The organism is Nostoc sp. TCL240-02 (assembly GCF_013343235.1).
Taxonomy (GTDB): Bacteria; Cyanobacteriota; Cyanobacteriia; order Cyanobacteriales; family Nostocaceae; genus Nostoc.
This window is the reverse complement of record NZ_CP040094.1, coordinates 6,699,049-6,718,896: the sequence shown is the minus strand read 5'-3', so window position 1 is coordinate 6,718,896 and position 19,848 is coordinate 6,699,049. Positions and strand designations below refer to the sequence as shown.

The 19,848-nt window shown below is 39.9% G+C and carries 17 protein-coding genes; 8 read left to right on the top strand and 9 right to left on the bottom strand.

Features of this window, described 5'->3' with window-relative positions; all coding sequences use genetic code 11:
- The first annotated feature begins 574 nt into the window (after positions 1 to 574).
- Positions 575 to 754 carry a hypothetical protein gene (locus FBB35_RS28650; protein WP_174712457.1) on the top strand — a complete coding sequence of 60 codons (180 nt, stop codon included), beginning with the start codon at positions 575 to 577 and terminating at the stop codon, positions 752 to 754.
- A gap of 21 nt (positions 755 to 775) precedes the next feature.
- Here FBB35_RS28650 and FBB35_RS28645 read toward each other — a convergent pair whose 3' ends face one another.
- Both FBB35_RS28645 and FBB35_RS28640 read right to left on the bottom strand, forming a co-directional pair.
- Positions 776 to 1,198: a response regulator gene (locus FBB35_RS28645; protein ID WP_174712456.1), complete on the bottom strand. Its 423-nt coding sequence runs from the start codon at positions 1,196 to 1,198 to the stop codon at positions 776 to 778.
- Positions 1,199 to 1,965: 767 nt separating this feature from the next.
- Positions 1,966 to 2,871, bottom strand: coding sequence for an NF038130 family PEP-CTERM protein (locus FBB35_RS28640; RefSeq protein WP_174712455.1), 906 nt, complete (start codon positions 2,869 to 2,871; stop codon positions 1,966 to 1,968).
- A 558-nt stretch (positions 2,872 to 3,429) separates the two neighbouring features.
- Between FBB35_RS28640 and FBB35_RS28635 the strand changes: the two genes are divergently transcribed.
- Entirely contained in the window at positions 3,430 to 5,061 is a 1,632-nt protein-coding gene (locus FBB35_RS28635) for an IS1634 family transposase (protein WP_174712454.1), read from the top strand.
- A 138-nt stretch (positions 5,062 to 5,199) separates the two neighbouring features.
- Here FBB35_RS28635 and FBB35_RS28630 read toward each other — a convergent pair whose 3' ends face one another.
- The 5 genes from FBB35_RS28630 to FBB35_RS28610 form a co-directional block, all read right to left on the bottom strand.
- The gene (locus tag FBB35_RS28630) at positions 5,200 to 6,447 is read right to left on the bottom strand and encodes an LL-diaminopimelate aminotransferase (RefSeq protein ID WP_174713807.1); all 1,248 of its coding nucleotides are present in this window, start codon (positions 6,445 to 6,447) and stop codon (positions 5,200 to 5,202) included.
- A gap of 54 nt (positions 6,448 to 6,501) precedes the next feature.
- Positions 6,502 to 6,837 carry a co-chaperone YbbN gene (locus FBB35_RS28625; protein ID WP_174713806.1) on the bottom strand — a complete coding sequence of 112 codons (336 nt, stop codon included), beginning with the start codon at positions 6,835 to 6,837 and terminating at the stop codon, positions 6,502 to 6,504.
- Positions 6,838 to 7,011: 174 nt separating this feature from the next.
- Complete coding sequence (locus tag FBB35_RS28620) at positions 7,012 to 7,788, bottom strand: PspA/IM30 family protein (protein WP_174712453.1); 777 nt, start codon at positions 7,786 to 7,788, stop codon at positions 7,012 to 7,014.
- A 162-nt stretch (positions 7,789 to 7,950) separates the two neighbouring features.
- The gene (locus tag FBB35_RS28615) at positions 7,951 to 8,706 is read right to left on the bottom strand and encodes a PspA/IM30 family protein (protein ID WP_174712452.1); all 756 of its coding nucleotides are present in this window, start codon (positions 8,704 to 8,706) and stop codon (positions 7,951 to 7,953) included.
- 250 nt (positions 8,707 to 8,956) lie between these two features.
- Positions 8,957 to 10,312, bottom strand: coding sequence for a hypothetical protein (locus FBB35_RS28610; protein ID WP_174712451.1), 1,356 nt, complete (start codon positions 10,310 to 10,312; stop codon positions 8,957 to 8,959).
- Between the two features lie 205 nt (positions 10,313 to 10,517).
- Here FBB35_RS28610 and FBB35_RS28605 point away from each other — a divergent pair, with 205 nt between their 5' ends.
- Entirely contained in the window at positions 10,518 to 11,057 is a 540-nt protein-coding gene (locus FBB35_RS28605; RefSeq protein ID WP_174713805.1) for a DUF721 domain-containing protein, read from the top strand.
- A gap of 472 nt (positions 11,058 to 11,529) precedes the next feature.
- Positions 11,530 to 11,847: a hypothetical protein gene (locus FBB35_RS28600; protein WP_174712450.1), complete on the top strand. Its 318-nt coding sequence runs from the start codon at positions 11,530 to 11,532 to the stop codon at positions 11,845 to 11,847.
- Between the two features lie 127 nt (positions 11,848 to 11,974).
- Here the strand turns inward: FBB35_RS28600 and menB are convergent, their stop codons facing one another.
- Positions 11,975 to 12,808: a 1,4-dihydroxy-2-naphthoyl-CoA synthase gene (menB, locus tag FBB35_RS28595; protein WP_174712449.1), complete on the bottom strand. Its 834-nt coding sequence runs from the start codon at positions 12,806 to 12,808 to the stop codon at positions 11,975 to 11,977.
- Between the two features lie 140 nt (positions 12,809 to 12,948).
- Between menB and FBB35_RS28590 the strand changes: the two genes are divergently transcribed.
- The 3 genes from FBB35_RS28590 (at position 12,949) to FBB35_RS28580 (ending at position 16,423) form a co-directional block, all read left to right on the top strand.
- Entirely contained in the window at positions 12,949 to 13,773 is an 825-nt protein-coding gene (locus FBB35_RS28590; protein WP_174712448.1) for a DUF2887 domain-containing protein, read from the top strand.
- Between the two features lie 418 nt (positions 13,774 to 14,191).
- Complete coding sequence (locus FBB35_RS28585; protein WP_174712447.1) at positions 14,192 to 15,376, top strand: hypothetical protein; 1,185 nt, start codon at positions 14,192 to 14,194, stop codon at positions 15,374 to 15,376.
- Positions 15,377 to 15,400: 24 nt separating this feature from the next.
- Complete coding sequence (locus tag FBB35_RS28580; RefSeq protein WP_174708137.1) at positions 15,401 to 16,423, top strand: IS4 family transposase; 1,023 nt, start codon at positions 15,401 to 15,403, stop codon at positions 16,421 to 16,423.
- A gap of 266 nt (positions 16,424 to 16,689) precedes the next feature.
- Here FBB35_RS28580 and menD read toward each other — a convergent pair whose 3' ends face one another.
- Complete coding sequence (menD, locus tag FBB35_RS28575; protein ID WP_174712446.1) at positions 16,690 to 18,450, bottom strand: 2-succinyl-5-enolpyruvyl-6-hydroxy-3-cyclohexene-1-carboxylic-acid synthase; 1,761 nt, start codon at positions 18,448 to 18,450, stop codon at positions 16,690 to 16,692.
- Between the two features lie 160 nt (positions 18,451 to 18,610).
- Here menD and folB point away from each other — a divergent pair, with 160 nt between their 5' ends.
- Positions 18,611 to 18,979, top strand: a complete 369-nt coding sequence (gene folB, locus FBB35_RS28570) for a dihydroneopterin aldolase (RefSeq protein ID WP_174712445.1) — start codon at positions 18,611 to 18,613, stop codon at positions 18,977 to 18,979.
- Positions 18,980 to 19,848: the final 869 nt, after the last annotated feature.

The following is a 19,848-nucleotide window of genomic DNA, read 5'->3' as shown; positions in this document are numbered from 1 at the left end:
CCGATTTCATAGAGTAATTATCAATTAAATATAAAGTAAAGATATTTTTAATTTATAGATACTTCTGCGACTACCTACGAGTTATCCAACAGAGTACCGGCAGCTTGGTTGGTTTACAAGCTGGCGTAAATCCTGCCACCAACAAGACTTGGGGCAAAATCCACTTGTAAATGAAGATAAGTAACTTCTACCAAAGTTTACTAGATGCCTTGCTGCACATATCACAATTTTGGAGCAGATAAGAGTTTTTGTAGATATTATCTTATTTGTCATCTGTTACTGTCAGAATCCAAACTTGGTTTTTTGAGTTTATAATTAATATTTTAATAGAGGGAATATTTCATTATTTAAAACTTTATTTTATTAAGTTAATAGCTTTATGTATTCTTAGTTAAAATTAAGGAAAAATCAGATATATGCTTATATAAATGGCATCTAAATTAATTACTATAAACAGTAGTTTTGATGATAAATTCAAATTATAACATTAAGCGATTTAACGGATTTAGGAAGTTATATTTACGAATATGATTATAAATATAGTTATAATAATAATTAAGGTAACAGTTAAACTATGAACCTACAGGACTTTGAAGCCCAGTATCGTGAAGCTATGGCTGAAACGCTTAATGATCTGCAAACCGCAGTTTTGCTGTTAGCACAAGTACAAAATAAAATTTTGAAAATTGGCACTTCCATACAACATATTAGTCAACAAGTTGAAGAGTTCATTGAAGAGCAAAAAGCCGAATAAAGGTATGCCAAGTAAAAAACTCTACCTGTGGCAACAAGTCAACTCTTCTTCAATTGTAAGTATAAGCTCCTTGAGTTTTAGAGGTTTGACAAAATATCGGCGTGCGCCTAAACTCATAGCTAATTCTTGATCTGCTTTAAAAGCAAAAGCGGAAACCACAATGATAGGTATTTTTGACAAATCAGGTTTTTGCTGGACTTGTTTTAAGAGCGAATAACCGTCAATATCTGGTAACTTCAAATCTAATAACATTAAATCTGGTTTAAATTTATCTATAGTAGAGAAAAAAGTAGAGCCTTCAGATAAGCTTTGGACATCGTACCCAGAGTAACTTAGATAGTCACTCAGTAACAATCTATTGAGATAATGGTCTTCAACTAGCAAAATTCGTCTAACTTTGTGTGACCGCAATGGCTGATCTATATTGAAGAATTGTGCTGTCATTGCTACTTCTTATCTGATTATCTTAAGTAAAACCAACAATTATTACCATAAACTAAAACGGTAGTACATTTAAACTGTAAAATTAATAGAAAATTGACTTATGTAATATAGTCAAAGATATTAATAAATCACATTTACCTGTACTCCAATACTTAATAATAGTACGATCAAAGATAACATTAATCAATTGTTAAGCTTTTCTTTACGAGTTTTTCACAATTTATACTATTAAATAAAAGACTGATTTTAAAAAGTCAAGTTACCAATTCTTATGGGTAAATTGCTTAAGTAATACTAGAAGTAATAATAGGCTAATTGCCATTCATAGAATAGGTTTTATCTGGATTTGAGGGTAAAATAATACAACTGCACGAAATTGCTGTTATAAGGACGTTGGTAAGGATATAAATATATAGACTCTTACAAACGATTCATTTTTTGTAAATTTTATTAAAAATATATAACTCCATACAGTTCAGTTAGCGCCAAAAACCTTAAGTTGTGTAGGTTGGGGAGCCAGTGCGCCCTTGCGGTTTCCCGACTTGTACCCCTATGGGGAAGCAAGTGGCGTTTGAGGAACGAAACCCAAGATTTTCATAGCTTTGTTAGATTGCTTTTTGGTTCAGCCAACCTCCAATTTTTCTTAACCCAAGCGTATTGATATATAACTTAGAAAATCAAATTATCTTATTGCTCGAAGAAAGTATTCATAAAAAAGGGAGCTGTTAGCTCCCTTACTTATTTGTAGTTTTGAACTTGCAATCTTCTTAAATAGATGCTTTTTTCAATTTGCGTTGTGTAGCAAAGACACCAGCTACACCCAACAGACCAAGTATTACTGATGGTTCTGGGACTGCTGCGGGAGGTACAACACCTTTGATGGTGACTTCATAATTACCACTATGCGATATGCCATCACTTTTTTCAAGTAAACCAGAGTTGGTAGCTTTAAAGCTATACAAGTAGTCAGTCTTACCGTCATAAGTGTATTTGACTAATTCACTTGCTTGTAATGGAGATGTAAATAAGTTAGACACCTGAGACGGCAGCCCTGGAAATAGAAGGGGTTTGGCATCTAAGTGACCTGCTAAACCAATACTGATTAAACCACTAGTGTCATCTTGATTGACATAGGAGATATTCGGGTCACTAAAGCGTTGAAATCCGCCACTTGTAAGAAAGGTGGTAAACAAAGTTTGTTTAGTATAGCCCAACACACCGAGTACAGAACTAGTAATGTTATTAGAACTTAAAACCTGGCTAAACCAAGTGTTAGCTAAATTACTTGACCCATAGGTTGTAGTTGTTTTACCGACTCCAAACCAATCATCTGAAGTAAGGCTGCTTAGAGTCAGGGTTTTTCCACCGATTGTACCTGTCAAGCTGGTGTTTTTAGTGAAATCAAAACCTGCTGCTTCACTGCTAGCTCGTAGCTCCACATTTCCAGTGGGGCTGACGGCGTTACCACTTAGAACTTTTTGTACATCATTGGCACTAGGATTTTCTACTTTGAAGGTATTTTTAGCATCGGAATCATAGACGTAATAATCACTGGCTGCTGTGCCACCAATAGTAGCGCCAGTCAGCGTGCCAGCTTGTGCTGGAGTAGCAAGAGCGCTCACACCAATAGCCATTGAAGCGCCAATTACAAGTTTCTGAAAAGTCATCTTCATTGTTTTCAAGTCTCTGTCAGTTTGGAAGTTAAGTTTTAAACTATTGCCGTTTATAGGCTTGGGCTATCTTGACTACAGGCTTTTGGCAATACAGCAGCTTGAAAATGCTACCTGCATTGTTAGCCATCTTTGGTAGCTGAACGTACAAACCAACTTTAAGAGACGGGGAGACCTGATTGGGTAAAGTTCCTTCGGATTATCAATAAAATATGAAGAATATTTCTAGAGTTTTATACGTTTAATTACATATTTTTCTTAAAAACAAAAGTATTAAAAACTACGTATAGGTTATTTTAAATTCAGTATAATACAGTCATTTATAGGGCAATACAGTTCAGTTAAGCATTTATTTATTCTCTCTGTGCCGCGCCAGTTGCTTCTCCTGTCGGAGACGCTGCGCGAACAAGTCGGGGAACCGCAAGGGCGCACTGGCTTCTCTGTGTCTCTGTGGTAGCCTGCGGCAAGCTGCTTTGCGTCTACGTAAAAAAAATTGAATTTGACAAAGAGTTTTACCTACATTCCGCAGGTAAGAGAGGAGATCAATGGTATTTTTGATGAATGACACCATCAGTATCAGAAATAAGAGTACAAGATATTGACCACTGTGGGATAGTGGCAGGGATTATTGATCAAATGTGTTTGGTAGAGCAAATCAACCAAATACTGGGAACACATCACCAAGAAATAGTCAGTTCAGGTCAAGCAGTCAAAGCAATGATTCTCAATGGCTTGGGTTTAGTAAGTGCGCCACTATACCTATTTGAGAAGTTCTTTGTAGGCAAAGCCACAGAGCATTTACTAGGGGAAGGTATAAGTCCAGAACACTTGAATGATGACCGCTTGGGCAGAGTCTTGGACAAACTGTATGAAGCGGGATTAACACAAGTATTTGTGACAGTAGCACTGGCAGCAGCCAAGAAGTTTGGGGTGGAAAAGGACAGTTTACACTTGGATTCAAGTTCGTTTCATGTGCATGGAGAATATACCAACAACTCAACAGAAGGTTCAGGCAAGCCAGGAGAGATAACAATCACAAAAGGATACTCAAGAGATCATCGACCAGACCTGAAACAGTTTATTGTAGACCTGATGTGCAGTGGAGACGGGGATATTCCTCTATATCTAAATCTAAGAGTGGCAGATGGGAATGAAGCCGACTCAGCCGTGTTTGCTCAAATCTTGAAAGAATTTCGTCACCAATGGGAAATAGATGCTTTGTTTGTAGCGGATGCAGCACTCTACACCGAAGGCAATCTTAAACAAATGGATTCTTTGCGATGGCTATCACGAGTTCCAGCCACACTGACTACTGCCCAATTACTCTTGGAGAAAATGAGTCAGGAAGCTTTTGTGGATAGCATAGTCACAGGCTACCGAATAGCAGAGTGTTGCTGCGATTATGGTGGAGTCAAACAGCGTTGGCTAGTGGTGGAAAGTGAAGCTCGTGCCGCAGCAGATTTAAAGCAACTGGAAAAACGTCTGACTAAGCACCTCCAACAAGCACAATCTCAACTGCGACAGTTGTCACAACAAGAATTTGCTTGTGCCGCAGACGCGATACAGGCTTCAGGGCGTTTTGAGACTCAGCAACGCTTTCATGAACTTGCTGAACTAGAAATTATCGAACACAAACGCCATGCCAAATCAGGCAGACCACGTAAAGATGCTCAACCACAACAGTGTTACTATCAAATTCGTGCGACTGTTGTACCTAACGAGCTAGCAATTGCCACTGAAAAACAACGAGCCGGACGTTTTATTTTGGCTACCAATGTTCTTGATGCTCAACAATTGAGCAATGATGACTTACTCAAGCAGTACAAAGCCCAGCAATCTACTGAGCGTGGTTTTCGTTTTCTCAAAGACCCTTTATTTTTTACCAGCAGTGTTTTTCTCAACTCGAAAGAACGTGTTGCTGCTTTAGCAATGGTCATGGGTCTATGCTTGTTAGTTTACACTTTGGGACAACGGGCGTTACGCCAAGCTCTAGCTCAAGCAAAACAAACCATCAACAATCAATTGGGTAAACCAACTGCCTCTCCTACGATGCGGTGGGTGTTTCAATGTTTCATGTCGATTCATCTGGTAACGATCGCTGGCTTTCAACACATTACCAATCTTACTGACGAACGACGATGGATTCTCCAATTTCTTGGTGCGCCTTGCCGAAAATATTATCTTCTCACCTGATATACCTGCGGAATGTGGGGTTTTAGCCTTAACTGAACCGTATTGATTTATAGGGGCTCACGGCTGTGCGTCTTTGCTGCGTCTTCTATCCATAGACTTTGCCGCAAAAAATCCTTGGGGTTTAGATTGAGAAGAAATTTAATGAAGGAATTGGGCAATTCTTTCCACAGCAGTTTCTAACAAAGGTGGCTCATGCACCAAGGCAAAACGGACATAGCCTTCTCCAGATTTGCCAAAGCCAGCACCAGGCGAAGCAGCTACACCAGTTTGTTTAACTAGCTGAGTACAAAATTCTATGGAGTTTTGACTCCAAGCTGAGGGTAATTTTGCCCAGATGTACATTGTGGCTTTGGGAGTAGGAACATTCCAGCCAATGGAGTGTAAAGCAGTGATGAAGGCATCACGGCGTTGCTGGAAGGTAGCGACAGCAGATTTTACCCCAGCTTGAGGGCCAGTTAGGGCTGCGATCGCACCATTTAAAATTCCCCGATACTGATTAAAATCAACGGCAGCTTTTACCTGGCGTAAGGCGTTAATTAACTCGGCATTACCAATTGCGTAGCCAATGCGGAAGCCGCCCATATTGTAGGACTTGGAAAGGGTGAAAAATTCAATGGAGACGCTTTTCTCTGGATCGGCTTGCAGAATCGAGGGGACTAGGGACTGGGGATTGGGAAACTCGGGGCCCCCTCTGGGGATTAGGGGCGATGGGGATTGGGAAGAATTCATTGCCCAGTCTCCAGTTTCCCCAAATACTAAATCTACGTAAGGGAAATCGTGAACCAGGGCGAGATTATATTGCTGACAGAAGGCGACAGCTTCTTGGAAGAAAGATAAAGGAGCGATCGCGGAGGTGGGATTATGAGGATAACTTAATACCATCATCCGCGACTGAGCTAAGACTGGGGCGGGAATATCAGCAAACACTGGTAAAAAAGCGTTTTCTGCCCGTAATGCCATCGGGTAGATTTGACCACTAGCTAGGTAAACTCCCCCAGCATGAGAGGGATAACCTGGATCGAGCAACAGGGCAAAATCCCCGGGATTGAGTAATGCTAGGGGTAAATGGGCTGTACCCTCTTGAGAACCAATTAGAGGTAGTACCTCAGTTTGGGGATCTACCTTGATGCCAAATTTTTGTTCGTACCAGTTGGCTGCGGCTTCACGAAACCCAAAAGTACCGTTAAATAAAAGATAGCCGTGGGTGCTGCGATCGTGGAGAGATTGGGCGATCGCTTCGATGACGTGTGCCTCGGCTGGTAAATCAGAAGACCCCAACGACAAATCTATTAATTGCTGTCCAGCGGCCAAAGCGATCGCCTTGGCTCTGTCCATATCAGCAAATACATTCGATTGCAGGGGTTGTAAACGCTTTGCAAATTGCATATTAGTCATTTGTCATTAGTCATTTGTCATTAGTCATTTGCTATGAACTATTGACTAATTACTATTTAAGTGCGTATCTAAGAGTTCGAGTAATTTATCTTTGCCGATGACTCCTTCAGTCGAAATTAAAACTTCCTGGCCTTGAAATAGTCTGAGAGCGGGGACACCTTCCACTTGATACTGCTTAACAGTGAGTGGGTTAGGGTCAATTTCCATTTTCACGACTTTGAGGCGATCGCTATATTGGGTAGCAGCTGAGTTAATCATGGGGGACATCAATTGACAAGGCCCGCACCAAGAAGCCCAAAAGTAAACTAATACAGGCTGTTCAGCTTTTAACACTTCTGTTTCAAACTCAGCATCAGTTATGGTGATTACAGCCTTACTCATTACAGTCTCCATCAGGTGGCGATCGAAGTTGGCACACACAATACTTTATCCCAAAGTAGTCAATAGTCCATAATCAATAATTCATAGTTATTTTGACTCTTAACTATTGACTAATGACGTAAAATCCCACAACCAACAGGCGTGGGACTGGCTTAAATAAGTTTTCTATCAATTTTATAATTGATCCAATTGCTTGCGTAGAGAATCCAACTCGGCATCAACCACTTCATTAGACTTAGCAGGAGTGGTTTCTTGCTGCGGTGGTAGTTGTGCTTGAGTGACTGGAGTCGCGGGTGGTAGCATTTGCGCTTTCAAAGCTGCCAATTCATCATCAACATCGCTACTACCTTCCAACCGGGCAAATTGGCTTTCTAAATCAGCACCTGCTAATTCTCCAGCAGACTGGGCGCGGGCTTCTTGCATCAAGACTTTTTCTTCCATCCGCTCGAAGGCAGACATTGCACTGCTGGTATTCATCCCACTGACCATGTTTTGAAGTTGCTCTTGGGCTTTGGCAGTGGTGATTCTGGCTCTGAGCATTTCTTTCTTGGTTTTAGCCTCAGAAATCTTGCTTTCTAGCTGGATTAAGTTGCGCTTGAGGGTTTCAACTTGAGTGCTTTGGGTATCTAAACTAGCTTTTAGGGCAGTGCTGGTGTCCGTATAAGTTTTCTTCCGCTCTAGGGCTTGCCGTGCTAAGTTCTCATCACCTTTTTGTAGGGCTAGTTGGGCATTGCGTTGCCATTTATTGATTTCATTTTGGGCATCATTATACTGTTTCTCACTGCGTTTTTGGGCGGCGATCGCTTGGGCTACTCCCTGACGCAGCTGTACCAAGTCTTCCTGCATTTCCAGGATGGCTTGTTCTAGCATTTTTTCGGGGTCTTCGGCTTTGTTAACCAGGTCGTTGAGGTTAGAACTAACTACTCGCTTAATGCGATCAAATAATCCCATAACTTTGTTTTTCCTTGTTTGGTTTACGCTTTTTGTTGGACAGTCAGCTTTTTTACTTTTTAATAGCTACCTATTTCAATGTAATCTTTCCGGCTGGAATCAGTACCTTATAACAACTCTTAATTGTTAGGATATCTCCAAAGTGGGTTAATTAACCGAACTTCAAGAGTCTTGAGTTTTGGGTAACTGCTGTTGAGGAGGCTGTACTGTGTTCTGCTTTTCCTCAGTAAGCAGATTATTGTGCTGTGTGTTTTCTGCCTGATTTAAAACCTGTACCTTCATCGCAGCTAATTCAGCATCTACATTATTAGTAGATTCCAAGGAAGTAAATTGTGTTTCCAAGTCATCGCTACCAAGTTGGGCAATGGCAGCTGAATGAGCTTCTATTTGCAAAACTTTTTCTTCCATACGCTCAAAGGCGCTCAGACTGCTGGTAGCAGAAACTTCCCCAAGCATTTCCTGGAGGCGAGAAGATGCTTCAGCAGAACGGGCGCGAGCAATATACATATCTTTTTTTGTTTTCGCCTCGGAAATTTTTAACTCTAGCGATCGCATATCCTTTTTTAGCCTAGCAACTATATCGTTTTGCTGCTCTATTTGGGAAAAGAGGGCTGTAGTAGTTTCTTTGTAAGCTTGGCGCTTAGTCAAAGCTTCGCGTGCGAGAGGTTCATTGCCTTGTTGTAAGGCCAATTGGGCGCGGCGATACCATTCTTCTGTTTGAGAGTTGGCAGCCGCCGCCTGTCGTTCAGTACGTTTTTGGGTAGCGATCGCTTGTGCTACACCCTGTCGCAACCGTACCAGATTTTCCTGCATCTCCAGGACAGTTTGCTCTAGAATCTTTTCTGGATCTTCTGCACCTGCGGTCAAACTATTGAGATTAGCGCGAATCACCCGCAGAATACGGTTGATTAATTCCATATCGGCTCTCCATTCACGAAACTCAATGCTGAGTAATGAGTGCTGAGTAATGAGTATAAAAATTTTGTAGTAGGGTAGTTATGGAGTGCTGAATACCCAGTCAAAGTACTGAGTATGAAATTTTGTGTCTTAGTGTCGTAAACAAGTCAGATTTTGTATCTACTACTCAGCACGGGCTAAACCTTAGCTATCCGCTAACAGCACTCATGAGTCAGGACTGTTATCTTATGGTATCGTAGATTCTTGCAACTTATGGCTGCTGAACTCGTGCCTTAATTCCCTTTGCCTGTAATAATTGCATCTGTTTTTGTACTTGCTCTTTAGTCTTAAAAGCACCAAGATAAATCAATTCTTTGTTGGGTGATAAATAAGCATCAGGAATTACTTGCCGTGCTGAAGCAAAAGCTGCACCTTTATTATCTATCACGACATGGTAGAACCCATCTGTTCCTGGTTTGATTTCTGCATTAGGCTTTGGTGAGGCTGCGATTGGCTGGGGCGAGGTTTTTGTCGTTGAAATGGGAGGTAAATTTAGGGGAGGTAAGGGTTGTACAGTTGGTACTGGCGCTAAAGCGATCGGATTTGTCGGTTTTAGGGCTGTATTGGGGTTAGACAATGGCGCTTGAGGATTTACAGGGTTTTGGCGAACGGCTGGATTAGGCACTACTGCAACGGTTGCTTGGACTTTAGGTTGTAAGCCAATTAGATCGTTAGGATCTCTCACATCAGGAAACTCTTGGGCAGCTAGATTGGGATACATAGATGATGTGCTTGGTGGCTGGATCTGAGGTTGGACATTATTCCCAACTTCTTCAGTATTTCCTGGTGCGGGAGACGAGTTTCCGTTAAACAACTTGCCTAAATTCCATTGAGGCAAGCCTTTGGGATTGAATACTACATAACCCAAGGTAAGACTTGCTAACAATAGCAGCAACATTGAGCCGATACCTAAAGGTGATAGCAGACTGTCACTAGAATTGCTTGGTTTTTGAGTTTCTGCTTGTTCTTCTGTCAGACTTCGCAGTAGTGCTTCACTAGATTCTAAGTAGTCATCTGGGTGCTTAGGGGTGTTATCTGTCTGCAAAAGATTTTCGCTCTTAGTATCTTTAACAATTGCTGGTACGATGCTGCTACTAAAATTCGGCGGTGGCGGTGGAAGTTGAGTTTGTGTTTTAGCAGAATCTTGGGTAGAGGGCAGATTGAGATTATTTGGTTCTTCGGTATTTACCGTAACTGGCGCTCGGTTCACCTCATGATTCACAACTAAAGAAGATGCTGGTGGTACGTCAATCTCCGTAGCTGGCGCTGGGGTTCCCTGATGATTCACAGGTACAGCAGGCGGCACGTTAGTTTTAATTTCCGTTACTGATGACTGAGTTGTTCCCAATGTTGTAGGAATGGCAGTCAAAGACTGAGTTTGACTGCTCATGTAACTTGCAACACGGCGTTGGTTTGATGACACTAAACCATTTCGCGTGCGTCGGTATCGAGCTAACTCTTGATCTAGCGGTACTTCTAAACTTGCTAGTGCTGCTGTTAGTGCTGGTTTCAACCCAGGCGTTTTAGACGATTGAGTACCGGAATCGTTCAGGGGGTTTTGAGTCATTGCCTGTGTGCCTCAAACGTAGATTTCTGGAATAACTATAGATATATTTCTGACAATATTAGCGAAAATTATTTAAATACATAGATTGGGAATTGGGAATTGGGAATTGGGCATGGGGCATTGGGCATTAGTTATTCTTTCTCCCCCATCTCCCCCATTTCCCCCATCTCCCCATCTCCCCACTCCCCACTCTTCACTTTGAATGATGTCGTTTAAATCAATTAATGATATTTTAGGCGTTCTGGAAAAGCAGTCTAAATGGCAGGAGCAACCATTTCAACACTTGCTCAAGTGTTGGGCAAGTGTTGTTGGGCCAGTGGTTGCCGCAAATACTCGACCATTGTCGATTCAACGCGATGTTTTGTCGGTAGCAACTTCTAGTGCTGCTTGGGCGCAAAACCTGACTTTTGGTCGCACGTCTCTGCTTTTAAAGTTGAATAAAACACTGCCAACGCCTTTGGTTGATATTCGCTTCTCTACTGCTAGCTGGCAGAATCCATCTGTGGAGAGAAAACAGCAACAAACGGTTTTGCCCCACCAGCATCCCAGTTACCTTGGTGATGAGATTAGCCGCCCTGATGTTACACCCACCAAGGATGTAAATGCTGCTTTTGGGCATTGGACGAAGATTATGCGATCGCGATCGTATGGCTTACCCCTTTGTCCTCAATGTGAATCTCCCACCCCACCCGGCGAACTCCAGCGCTGGGCAGTCTGTTCTGTCTGTGCTGCTAAAAAGTTTTAAAGCAAGTCAGTCTTGGCTTAAATTGAACGCAAAATATTTCAGCGATTATTGCTTGGGCAGAATTTATCTCAAAGTAATTTGCTGCTGCCATCTAGATAAGTTCGTTCTAATTCTTGAGAAAAAAGATGTTTTACAGCTAGAATATACCAAACGTGGTAGACAAACCAAACTATTTATCTGAAATTATATGTCTTAAGGCCTCCTTAAGGAGGAAGTTAAAAGGCTAAATAAATCAAAAGCTTCGGTTTTACTCTTGATCCCTAATAAGTTTTAGCCAAAATCAATAGGTAATCACTCTCCAGATTATTTAATAATATAACAAGATTATAAAAATATCCTAAAGTTTATTTTTTCGTCGGGATCGCTGAAAGCTATAGAAAATAATGGTTTTTTGGCTTTTCTCCGTCTTTATATATAGAAGCAAAATATAAAGATGAAATTCAGCCGAAAACGGCACTAAAGATGAATCCGAATGAAACCTATTAAATTTTTAGCATCTGCCTGTAAATATTGCCGTCATTACCAGCCAGAAGGTCGCCGTGGTGGAACGTGCCAGCAGTTGGGAGCGCCAGTCCAAGCAACTTGGAAGGCTTGCTCATTGGCGCTCCCACCTTTTGCACCTTCTTGGGAAACCTTGGAAGATGCTTGGACTTTGCCAGATGCAAGGCCAGTTTTAGCTTGTTCTCATTCCCCGGCTTCAGATTTAGATCATGCTGCTCCTGCTTCTGTAGAAGAAATAACTGCCTCTATATATTCTGAAGAGGCTAAGACTGAAGCAGTGTTTATTTAGTTATCCATTATTACTGAACTAATTTTGTAGTTTGCTTAAGATAAGATTTGTTTTTAAGATATTTAGTGCCATAAACATTGACATTTACAAAAATCGCGCCTCAATAAAGGGTGCGATTTTTGCAATTTTAAGGTAGCCAAGGAAAAGAGCGAAAATCTGGTGGACGCTTTTCGAGAAAAGCTTGTTTGCCTTCAGACCCTTCTTCTGTCATATAATAGAGTAAGGTGGCATTGCCAGCAAGTTCTTGTAAACCAGCTTGTCCATCACAATCAGCGTTGAAGGCGGCTTTAAGACATCGAATTGCGATCGGACTTTTTTCTAAAATCTCCTGCGCCCATTGAATACCTTCGGCTTCTAGTTGTTCCACTGGGACGACGCAATTAATTAAGCCCATTTCTAGCGCTTGTTGTGCATCATATTGGCGGCAGAGAAACCAAATTTCTCTAGCCTTTTTTTGTCCCACAATGCGGGCGAGATAGCTGGCTCCAAAACCACCGTCGAAACTGCCGACTTTCGGGCCAGTCTGTCCGAAAATGGCGTTATCGGCAGCGATGGTCAGGTCGCAAATTAAGTGTAAGACGTGTCCACCACCGATCGCATATCCCGCTACTAAAGCAATCACCACTTTCGGCATCGAACGAATCAGGCGTTGTAAATCCAGCACATTCAAGCGGGGGATGCCAGTATCATCCACATAACCCGCATGTCCCCGCACGCTTTGATCGCCACCAGAACAGAAGGCATATTTGCCATCAGTGTGTGGGCCATAACCCGTAAATAGGACGACACCAATAGTAGTATCTTCACGAGCATTACAGAAAGCGTCGTACAATTCAAAGACAGTTTCAGGACGGAAAGCATTGCGTTTATGAGGACGGTTAATAGTGATTTTTGCAATGCCATCAGTTTTTTGATACAGAATATCTTCGTAGGTTTTGGCAGTTTCCCAGTTAATTTGCATTGTTATGGAGTGCGCTGTTGCTTCAAGAATTTTATCGCGGACGTAGGGACATCCGATACCTGCGGTGGGCTACGCCTACCCTAAAATTGTTGTCTCAACCCTTTACAATCTGGTAATTGTCTGGGTGTTGAGGAATAAAAATGCGACGTGACACCATCTTCTACAAATTATTTAAGCAATTTCCCGGTTTGCTGTTTGAATTAGTAGATGAACCACCCGCAGAAGCGGAAAACTACCAGTTTGAATCAGTTGAGATGAAAGAAACGGCGTTTCGGATTGATGGAGTGTTTTTACCTCCTGCTAATGCAGTTTCCAAAACCGTCTTTTTTGCAGAAGTCCAGTTTCAGAAGGACGAAGACTTATATCACCGCTTCTTTAGCGAATTGTTTTTGTTTCTCTACCGCAACTCTATCCGTTACGATGACTGGTTTGGGGTAATAATTTTTGCTTCTCGCAGTCTAGAACCTTCTAACTCAACGGTTCACCGCACTTTATTAGAAAGTGGTCAAGTCAGGCGGGTTTATCTGGATGAGTTGGGAGATTTGCGACAGCAACCTTTGGGATTAGGTTTGATGTTGCTGACAAATGTTACTTCTGAAACCGAAGCAGTTGAAGGGGCGCGGTTTTTACTGGAACAAGCACGGCAACAATCGGAGCAAGCGATAATTGATTTAGTGACGACGATTATTGTCTACAAGTTTTCTAACCTTAGTCGAGAGGAGATTGCAGAAATGTTGGGACTAAATCTGGAAGAACCACGGGCTATTAGGGAAGCAAAGGAAGAAGGAGAAAGAAAGGTCGTTTTACGACAGTTAAACCGACTTGTGGGTGCGATTCCTGATGCGCTTCTGTCTCAGATTCAAGGGTTATCGGTGGAACAGTTGGAAGCTTTAAGTGATGCTTTGTTGGATTTCTCTACTCTTGCTGATTTGGAAGGATGGTTACAAGGTGAAGTAAGCGGCTAACGTTTCACCCACAGACGCAGAGAAGAAGGGCGATACCTGCGGTGGGCTACGCCTACGCACCCGGTAAAATTCTCATAGCTACAAATAAAGTTTCCCGAAGTGAAGAAACATTTGCAGACACGCGGGTATATCAGAAGCGGTGGAAGAAGGAGTGCGATCACTCGTCCTGCGACTGTTAAAACGGCTATTTGGTGAAATTGCTGAGGAACCTTGGAAGCGTTAGCTTTGGCGTTGCTGGAATTGAGATTGCGATCGCGAACTTGGAAGCGTGGTTACAAGGTCAAGCAAAAGGGTAAATCCTACGCATAAAAGGACAGCAATCGCTAAAATTAGTATCTTTCACTTTTGCCCAAATAACTATTTAATTTTGTTATTTTTCATGGTATTTATTTATAATAATTAGCAGAACAGATTAGATATGAGTCTTGAAAAATACCATTTGAATATTAAAAAGACAGGTTTTGATTTAGAATTCCGTATTTCGGAAATACTTCGAAAAGCTGGATGGTCTACAATCAACAATAAATATTATATTGATGACGTGAAAGAAGAGGTAAGAGAAATTGATATAATAGCTTACAAGGTGACGGATACGAAGGATATTAGAATTTTTACTACACTTGTTATTAGCTGTAAGAAAAGTGAAAAAAATCTTTGGGCTTTACTTTCCAAGAAACTTGATGAAAAAGATCCAAACTTGGAATTAAAACCTGTTCATGTTTGTTCTAATAATAAAGTTTTAGGCTTTATTACCTCTATGACTGAATTTAAAAATAATTATTATGAAAATATAATTAATCAGAAAGTTGGCAGAGCTTTATGTACACCTAGATTTCAAATTTTTGCATATCAAGAAATGGAGATTGATAGTGGAAATCCAAAAAATGATACAGCTATCTTTAACTCTATCAGTTCATTAATGAAAGCACAGTCCTATGAAATTAATTCTCTGCCAAAACGAAGAATAGGAGAAAAGTTAAATTATATTTATCAGTTCAATCTTGTTTCTATAATAGATTCAAAATTATTAAGAATACTTTTTGAGGAAAAAAATATTAATACATTTGAGATAGATGAAGATAATTATATTGCTAGATATATTATAAATAAAGAACAAACTATTGCTCGCGTTCATTTTGTTAAAGCTGAAGCTTTTGGCGATATCTTGGAAGAATATAATCTTTATCATCTAGCTAATTGCAATTTCTTCCAGCAAAAATATGATGAATTTTATATAGATGTTATAAGTAATGAAGATAAGTTAAAAATATTATTTGATGAATTTTACGATTTAATAAAGACCAGTTTATATTTTGAATTACTTCAATATGGATACAAAAAGACATTTGATGATTTTGTGAAAGATGTAAGAGCAGATATTAATTGGGACGAAGTTAGTAAATCCATTATAATATCGTTAGACATAGCAAAAAAGTTTATTGACTTTTTAAATGAAAATAAAACAATACGCTCACTAGTAGCCATAAATTTAAATACAGTTTACCGCTATGACGGTAGATTTGAGTTTGTAGATGTATCAGAAGTGTTGAATGTTAAGAAAAATCCGATAAAAATAGCCCAAAATATGGTAGTTTTGGGCTAAGGCTTAAAATATATTAGTTTGATTGTGATTATAAATTCATTTCCCAAAATTGTCAAAGATATACTGAAAAGCCTGCCAAAAAACGATTATCCAGTATTGAACAGTCGTCTGTTTTTTGAGTGCTGGCTATCCTATGCCCTGGATAACAGCTTAACAAGTATGCGAGATTTGTTTAACAGATTAAATAACAATTGTTTTGAGGTAGATATTTCTACTTTCTCTAAAGCAAATTTACATCGAAGCCAAAAACCTTTTCAAGAGATTTACCAAAAATTAAATGAATTAGTACAGAAGAAAGTTCAAAAAAAGTTACACAATAAATATGCAATTTGTCCAATAGATTCAACAATTATTACTCTCACAAGTAAATTGTTATGGGTACTAGGTCATCATCAAGTCAAGCTGTTTAGTTCCTTAAATCTCTCCACAGGAAGCCCAGAAGATAACTTCATCAATTTTGGACATGACCATGATTATAAATTTGGTTCCAAAATGATGTCTAGTCTCCCAATAAATGCTGTTGGAGTAATGGATAGGGGTTTTGCTGGATTAAAATTTATCCAAGAATTAGTACAAGAAAACAAATATTTTGTTTTGCGGATAAAAAACAATTGGAAACTAGAATTTGATGGCTCAAATGGATTGGTCAAAGTTGGTGCATCTGATGATGCTCAAGCTTATAGAGTAATTAATTTCTGTGATTTAGAGACAAAAACCGAGTTTCGCTTAGTGACTAATTTACCAGAGTCGGGAGATGCAGCTGTTCATGATGATGAAATTAGGGATATTTATCGATTACGTTGGGGAGTTGAATTGTTGTGGAAGTTTTTAAAGATGCACTTAAAACTTGACAAACTCATTACCAAAAACGTCAATGGTATTACCATACAAATTTACGTGAGCTTGATAGCCTATCTGATTTTACAGCTTTTATCTATTCCCGAACAATGGGGACATACACTATTAGATAAATTCCGCTATCTTCAATCTTGTATGTGTCAGAAAATCAGCTATGTTCATTGGTTTGAGGAGATGATGTTTTGCTGACTAATTTAAGCTTTTGAGACTTAGTGTAACTAATAATGTAAAGTTTTGTATCAGCATTCAACATTTCTGTAGATGTATATATACCTTTTTAAAAAATTGCAAATTATGTATTCTATATTTAAGGTTTTTACGAGTAAGTAATAAATTTAGAATACTGGAAATCAGCATCAGTAATTGAAAAACTGCTGGTAAAGTAGTTTTAGCTTTGATCCACAAAGATTTCTTGATTTTTACCTAATCGCTATCAGCAACACCTAACGGAATACTTAAATCACAATATCTGTGGCAAATATCCTTAAATTATCCTGTCGCCACTTAGCATCGGTTTTACGATTTGTCCGCAACTCTAAAACCCGAATTCCTGTAGCTGGTAGCGAGTTTAATCTTTGCTGCAACTGCTGCCAAGAAGTAATCAATTCATACTCGACATTATAAGTAGCGCACAACTGAGCAAAATCGATATCCTGGGGAGTACCAAAAAACTCTTCAAATGGCGGGTCAAACTTGGCAATGGGTAACATTTCAAAAATCCCACCGCCATTGTTATTGATTAACACAATTGTGAGATGTCCGACAAATTTATTGCGGATTAAAAAACCATTGGTGTCATGTAACAGCGCTAAATCTCCCGTTAGCATCACACTACTTTGCTGGCGATAGGCAATTCCTAAAGCTGTGGATAATGTGCCATCGATGCCATTTGCACCCCGGTTAAAGTGCGATCGCACTCCTAAGTTATTCGGCTTCCAGAAATACTCCACATCCCGCACAGGCATACTATTGGCAATAAACAGTGGCGTTCCTGGCGGTAAAATCTGAGAAATTAACCAAGCTGCTTTACTCTCAATTATTTCATCTATCTTCCCCATCGTCTGGTCAACAGCTAACCTGACCTTAGTTTCCGCATCACACCATTGCTGCAAATAGTCTGAGGAGAAAGATAGATTTATCTCCTCTGCTTTTATATCTTCTACAGATATCCGTAAATGTGTTGCTCTCCCATGCAAAGGGTCGAGGTTTTGGTCACTAGGGTCAATTATCCAGCGTCGCGGTTGGGTTGCATCTATCCATGTACGTAGTTCTTTACTTGTAGGCATTTCTCCTACCTGAATCACCATTTCGGGCGCTAGCTGTTTTGCTAGTTGCTGATTTCGCAAAATCAGGTCGTAAGTGGAAATCAAATAAGGGTTGAGTTCGGCATAATTTCTGACTGGGGAAAGTCCCTCTGCTAGCACGGGCCATTTGAGAGTTTGGGAAAGTTGCGCGATCGCTCTACAATACTCTTCTGGTTGCTGTGGTTGGGCAACACCTGCAATAATAACGCCGCGATCGCATTCTTTCCATTCTTTGGGAATAGGGAATAGGGAATGGGGAATGGGGAATTGGGTAGTGCTTGTTATTCCTGCAAAAAAGTCTTCTGGGTGAAACTGCGATCGCAAATAGCTCAAATCAGTTCCATCAGGAAGAGGCGCTAAGGGATCGCGAAAGGGAATATTCAAATGTACTGGCCCCTTTGTAGGAGTTTGCGCCCTTTCCCAGCTATGAATTACTGTTTGTCGCAGATAAGCTAGCATTCCCATATCAGCAGAGGGTAAGGCTAACTCCGTTTGCCAATTTGGGTAGTTTCCATATAATCTCAATTGATCTACAGTTTGCCCAGAGTGACAATCTCGCAATTCTGGCGGTCTATCGGTGGTTAATACCAACAGTGGTACGCGACTATATGAGGCTTCAATGACTGCTGAATAAAAATTGGCTCCTGCTGTACCAGAGGTACAAACTAGTACTACAGGGCGACTGATTGTTTGAGCTTGCCCCAAGGCGAAAAAGGCGGCGGAACGTTCATCGAGAATGGAAATCGCTTCAATCTCAGGTGCTTGTTGAGCAAAGGCTACTGCTAAGGGTGTGGAGCGCGAGCCAGGACAAATGATGGCACAAGTCAATCCCAACCGCTTTAGGGTCTCTGTTAAAATGTAAGCCCAAAGTTGATTAACATTCCTATAAGCGATCGGCATTAAATCAAACATAGCTATAAAACAATCTGAAATTTTAGATTTTGTTTAGGGAAATTTAATTTAAAATCCATCTGGGAAAGTTTGGTGAAAAGAAGTCCAAGGGAGGGAAGCCGATCCTTGATACTTTCTTGCTCCACTTTCTACAAAATGCCCAATTTGCTCTCAAACTTTTATGGACTGCATTCATTTAACGGGAATTCGCGGCTATGGCTACACTGGGTATTTACCAGAAGAACAGGTACTAGGACAATGGTTTGAGGTGGATGTGAGGTTATGGTTGGATATCTCCACAGCGGCCAAAACTGACGCGATCGAAGACACTTTAGATTATCGCAGCGTCATTAGCTTGATACAACATCTGGTCAAAACGTCTAAGTTTGCTTTGGTGGAGAAATTGGTAGCAACGATCGCAGATTCTATTCTCCAAGAGTGCGATCGTGTAACACAAGTCCAAGTCATTCTGAGCAAACCTGCTGCGCCTATTCCTGATTTTGGTGGCAAAATTAGCATTGAACTTACTAAAAGTAAGTCTAATCTCTAAAGCACAAAACGTGTTTTTGTTCTCAATATCTATAAACTAGCAAAAACAGGGGGTTTTTATGAAGCGCAGAAGTATCTCACAAAGAGAATTTTTCCTGCCCTTGCCCCCAGCACTTGCTCGTTATCAAAAAACACTAAAAAATCATGTTATTTGCTGATGAGCATTTAACATGCATATTTTCAGTTAAAACAATTTGTGATTTAGTTTTAACTAAAACCAATAAATAATTTATAGTCTTTGATTCACAATTCAAAATTTCATAACAATTTTTGTGAAACTGCACTACATCAAGATTGCTTGGTGAAACAAGGCGCAAAATCTCCTTGTTTTTGAGCAATCTTACAGAATTGGTAATCAGACAGTTTCAGACGAGAATTTACATCCTCGACTGAGACAAACACTATTTGTAGCCAAAGTTTTATTAAACTCTTTAATTCCAGATAACGATTAATTTTTAGTAGTATTATAATCAATGGATATTATCATATTACATACAACAGACTCTATTAATTTTTTCAATTTATTTGAAAGTAGTAGGCTGTGATTTTATGAACTTTTATTCTTGATTAATTTTGACATAAATACTATACTTAATACTTGTTTTATTTAAGACAATAATTGTTTGTATATTGTTGAAAATAAATTTTTGATCGCTGCTAAATTATATGGTAATTTACATTTTATGTTACTGACATGATATTAACCGCATACATTAATCACAATTAGCTTTGACAAACACAGAAATTATTGGAGGTTAATAACACGATGCTATTTGCTCATTAGTTAAGTATTTATATCAAGCAATACTACAGAGTCGTAAAAGATTGTTTATGATGAAATAATAACTTTTGTATTGAGTTGACACTGAC

Excerpts from the sequence above, each read along its gene's own strand:
- menD (WP_174712446.1), bottom strand. The coding sequence starts at position 18,450 with ATGTTTGATTTAATGCCGATCGCTTATAGGAATGTTAATCAACTTTGG.
- FBB35_RS28635 (WP_174712454.1), top strand. The coding sequence starts at position 3,430 with ATGACACCATCAGTATCAGAAATAAGAGTACAAGATATTGACCACTGT.
- FBB35_RS28620 (WP_174712453.1), bottom strand. The coding sequence starts at position 7,788 with ATGGGATTATTTGATCGCATTAAGCGAGTAGTTAGTTCTAACCTCAAC.
- FBB35_RS28645 (WP_174712456.1), bottom strand. The coding sequence starts at position 1,198 with ATGACAGCACAATTCTTCAATATAGATCAGCCATTGCGGTCACACAAA.
- folB (WP_174712445.1), top strand. The coding sequence starts at position 18,611 with ATGGACTGCATTCATTTAACGGGAATTCGCGGCTATGGCTACACTGGG.
- FBB35_RS28585 (WP_174712447.1), top strand. The coding sequence starts at position 14,192 with ATGAGTCTTGAAAAATACCATTTGAATATTAAAAAGACAGGTTTTGAT.
- menB (WP_174712449.1), bottom strand. The coding sequence starts at position 12,808 with ATGCAAATTAACTGGGAAACTGCCAAAACCTACGAAGATATTCTGTAT.
- FBB35_RS28625 (WP_174713806.1), bottom strand. The coding sequence starts at position 6,837 with ATGAGTAAGGCTGTAATCACCATAACTGATGCTGAGTTTGAAACAGAA.
- FBB35_RS28600 (WP_174712450.1), top strand. The coding sequence starts at position 11,530 with ATGAAACCTATTAAATTTTTAGCATCTGCCTGTAAATATTGCCGTCAT.
- FBB35_RS28615 (WP_174712452.1), bottom strand. The coding sequence starts at position 8,706 with ATGGAATTAATCAACCGTATTCTGCGGGTGATTCGCGCTAATCTCAAT.
- FBB35_RS28590 (WP_174712448.1), top strand. The coding sequence starts at position 12,949 with ATGCGACGTGACACCATCTTCTACAAATTATTTAAGCAATTTCCCGGT.
- FBB35_RS28605 (WP_174713805.1), top strand. The coding sequence starts at position 10,518 with ATGTCGTTTAAATCAATTAATGATATTTTAGGCGTTCTGGAAAAGCAG.
- FBB35_RS28630 (WP_174713807.1), bottom strand. The coding sequence starts at position 6,447 with ATGCAATTTGCAAAGCGTTTACAACCCCTGCAATCGAATGTATTTGCT.
- FBB35_RS28610 (WP_174712451.1), bottom strand. The coding sequence starts at position 10,312 with ATGACTCAAAACCCCCTGAACGATTCCGGTACTCAATCGTCTAAAACG.
- FBB35_RS28650 (WP_174712457.1), top strand. The coding sequence starts at position 575 with ATGAACCTACAGGACTTTGAAGCCCAGTATCGTGAAGCTATGGCTGAA.
- FBB35_RS28640 (WP_174712455.1), bottom strand. The coding sequence starts at position 2,871 with ATGAAGATGACTTTTCAGAAACTTGTAATTGGCGCTTCAATGGCTATT.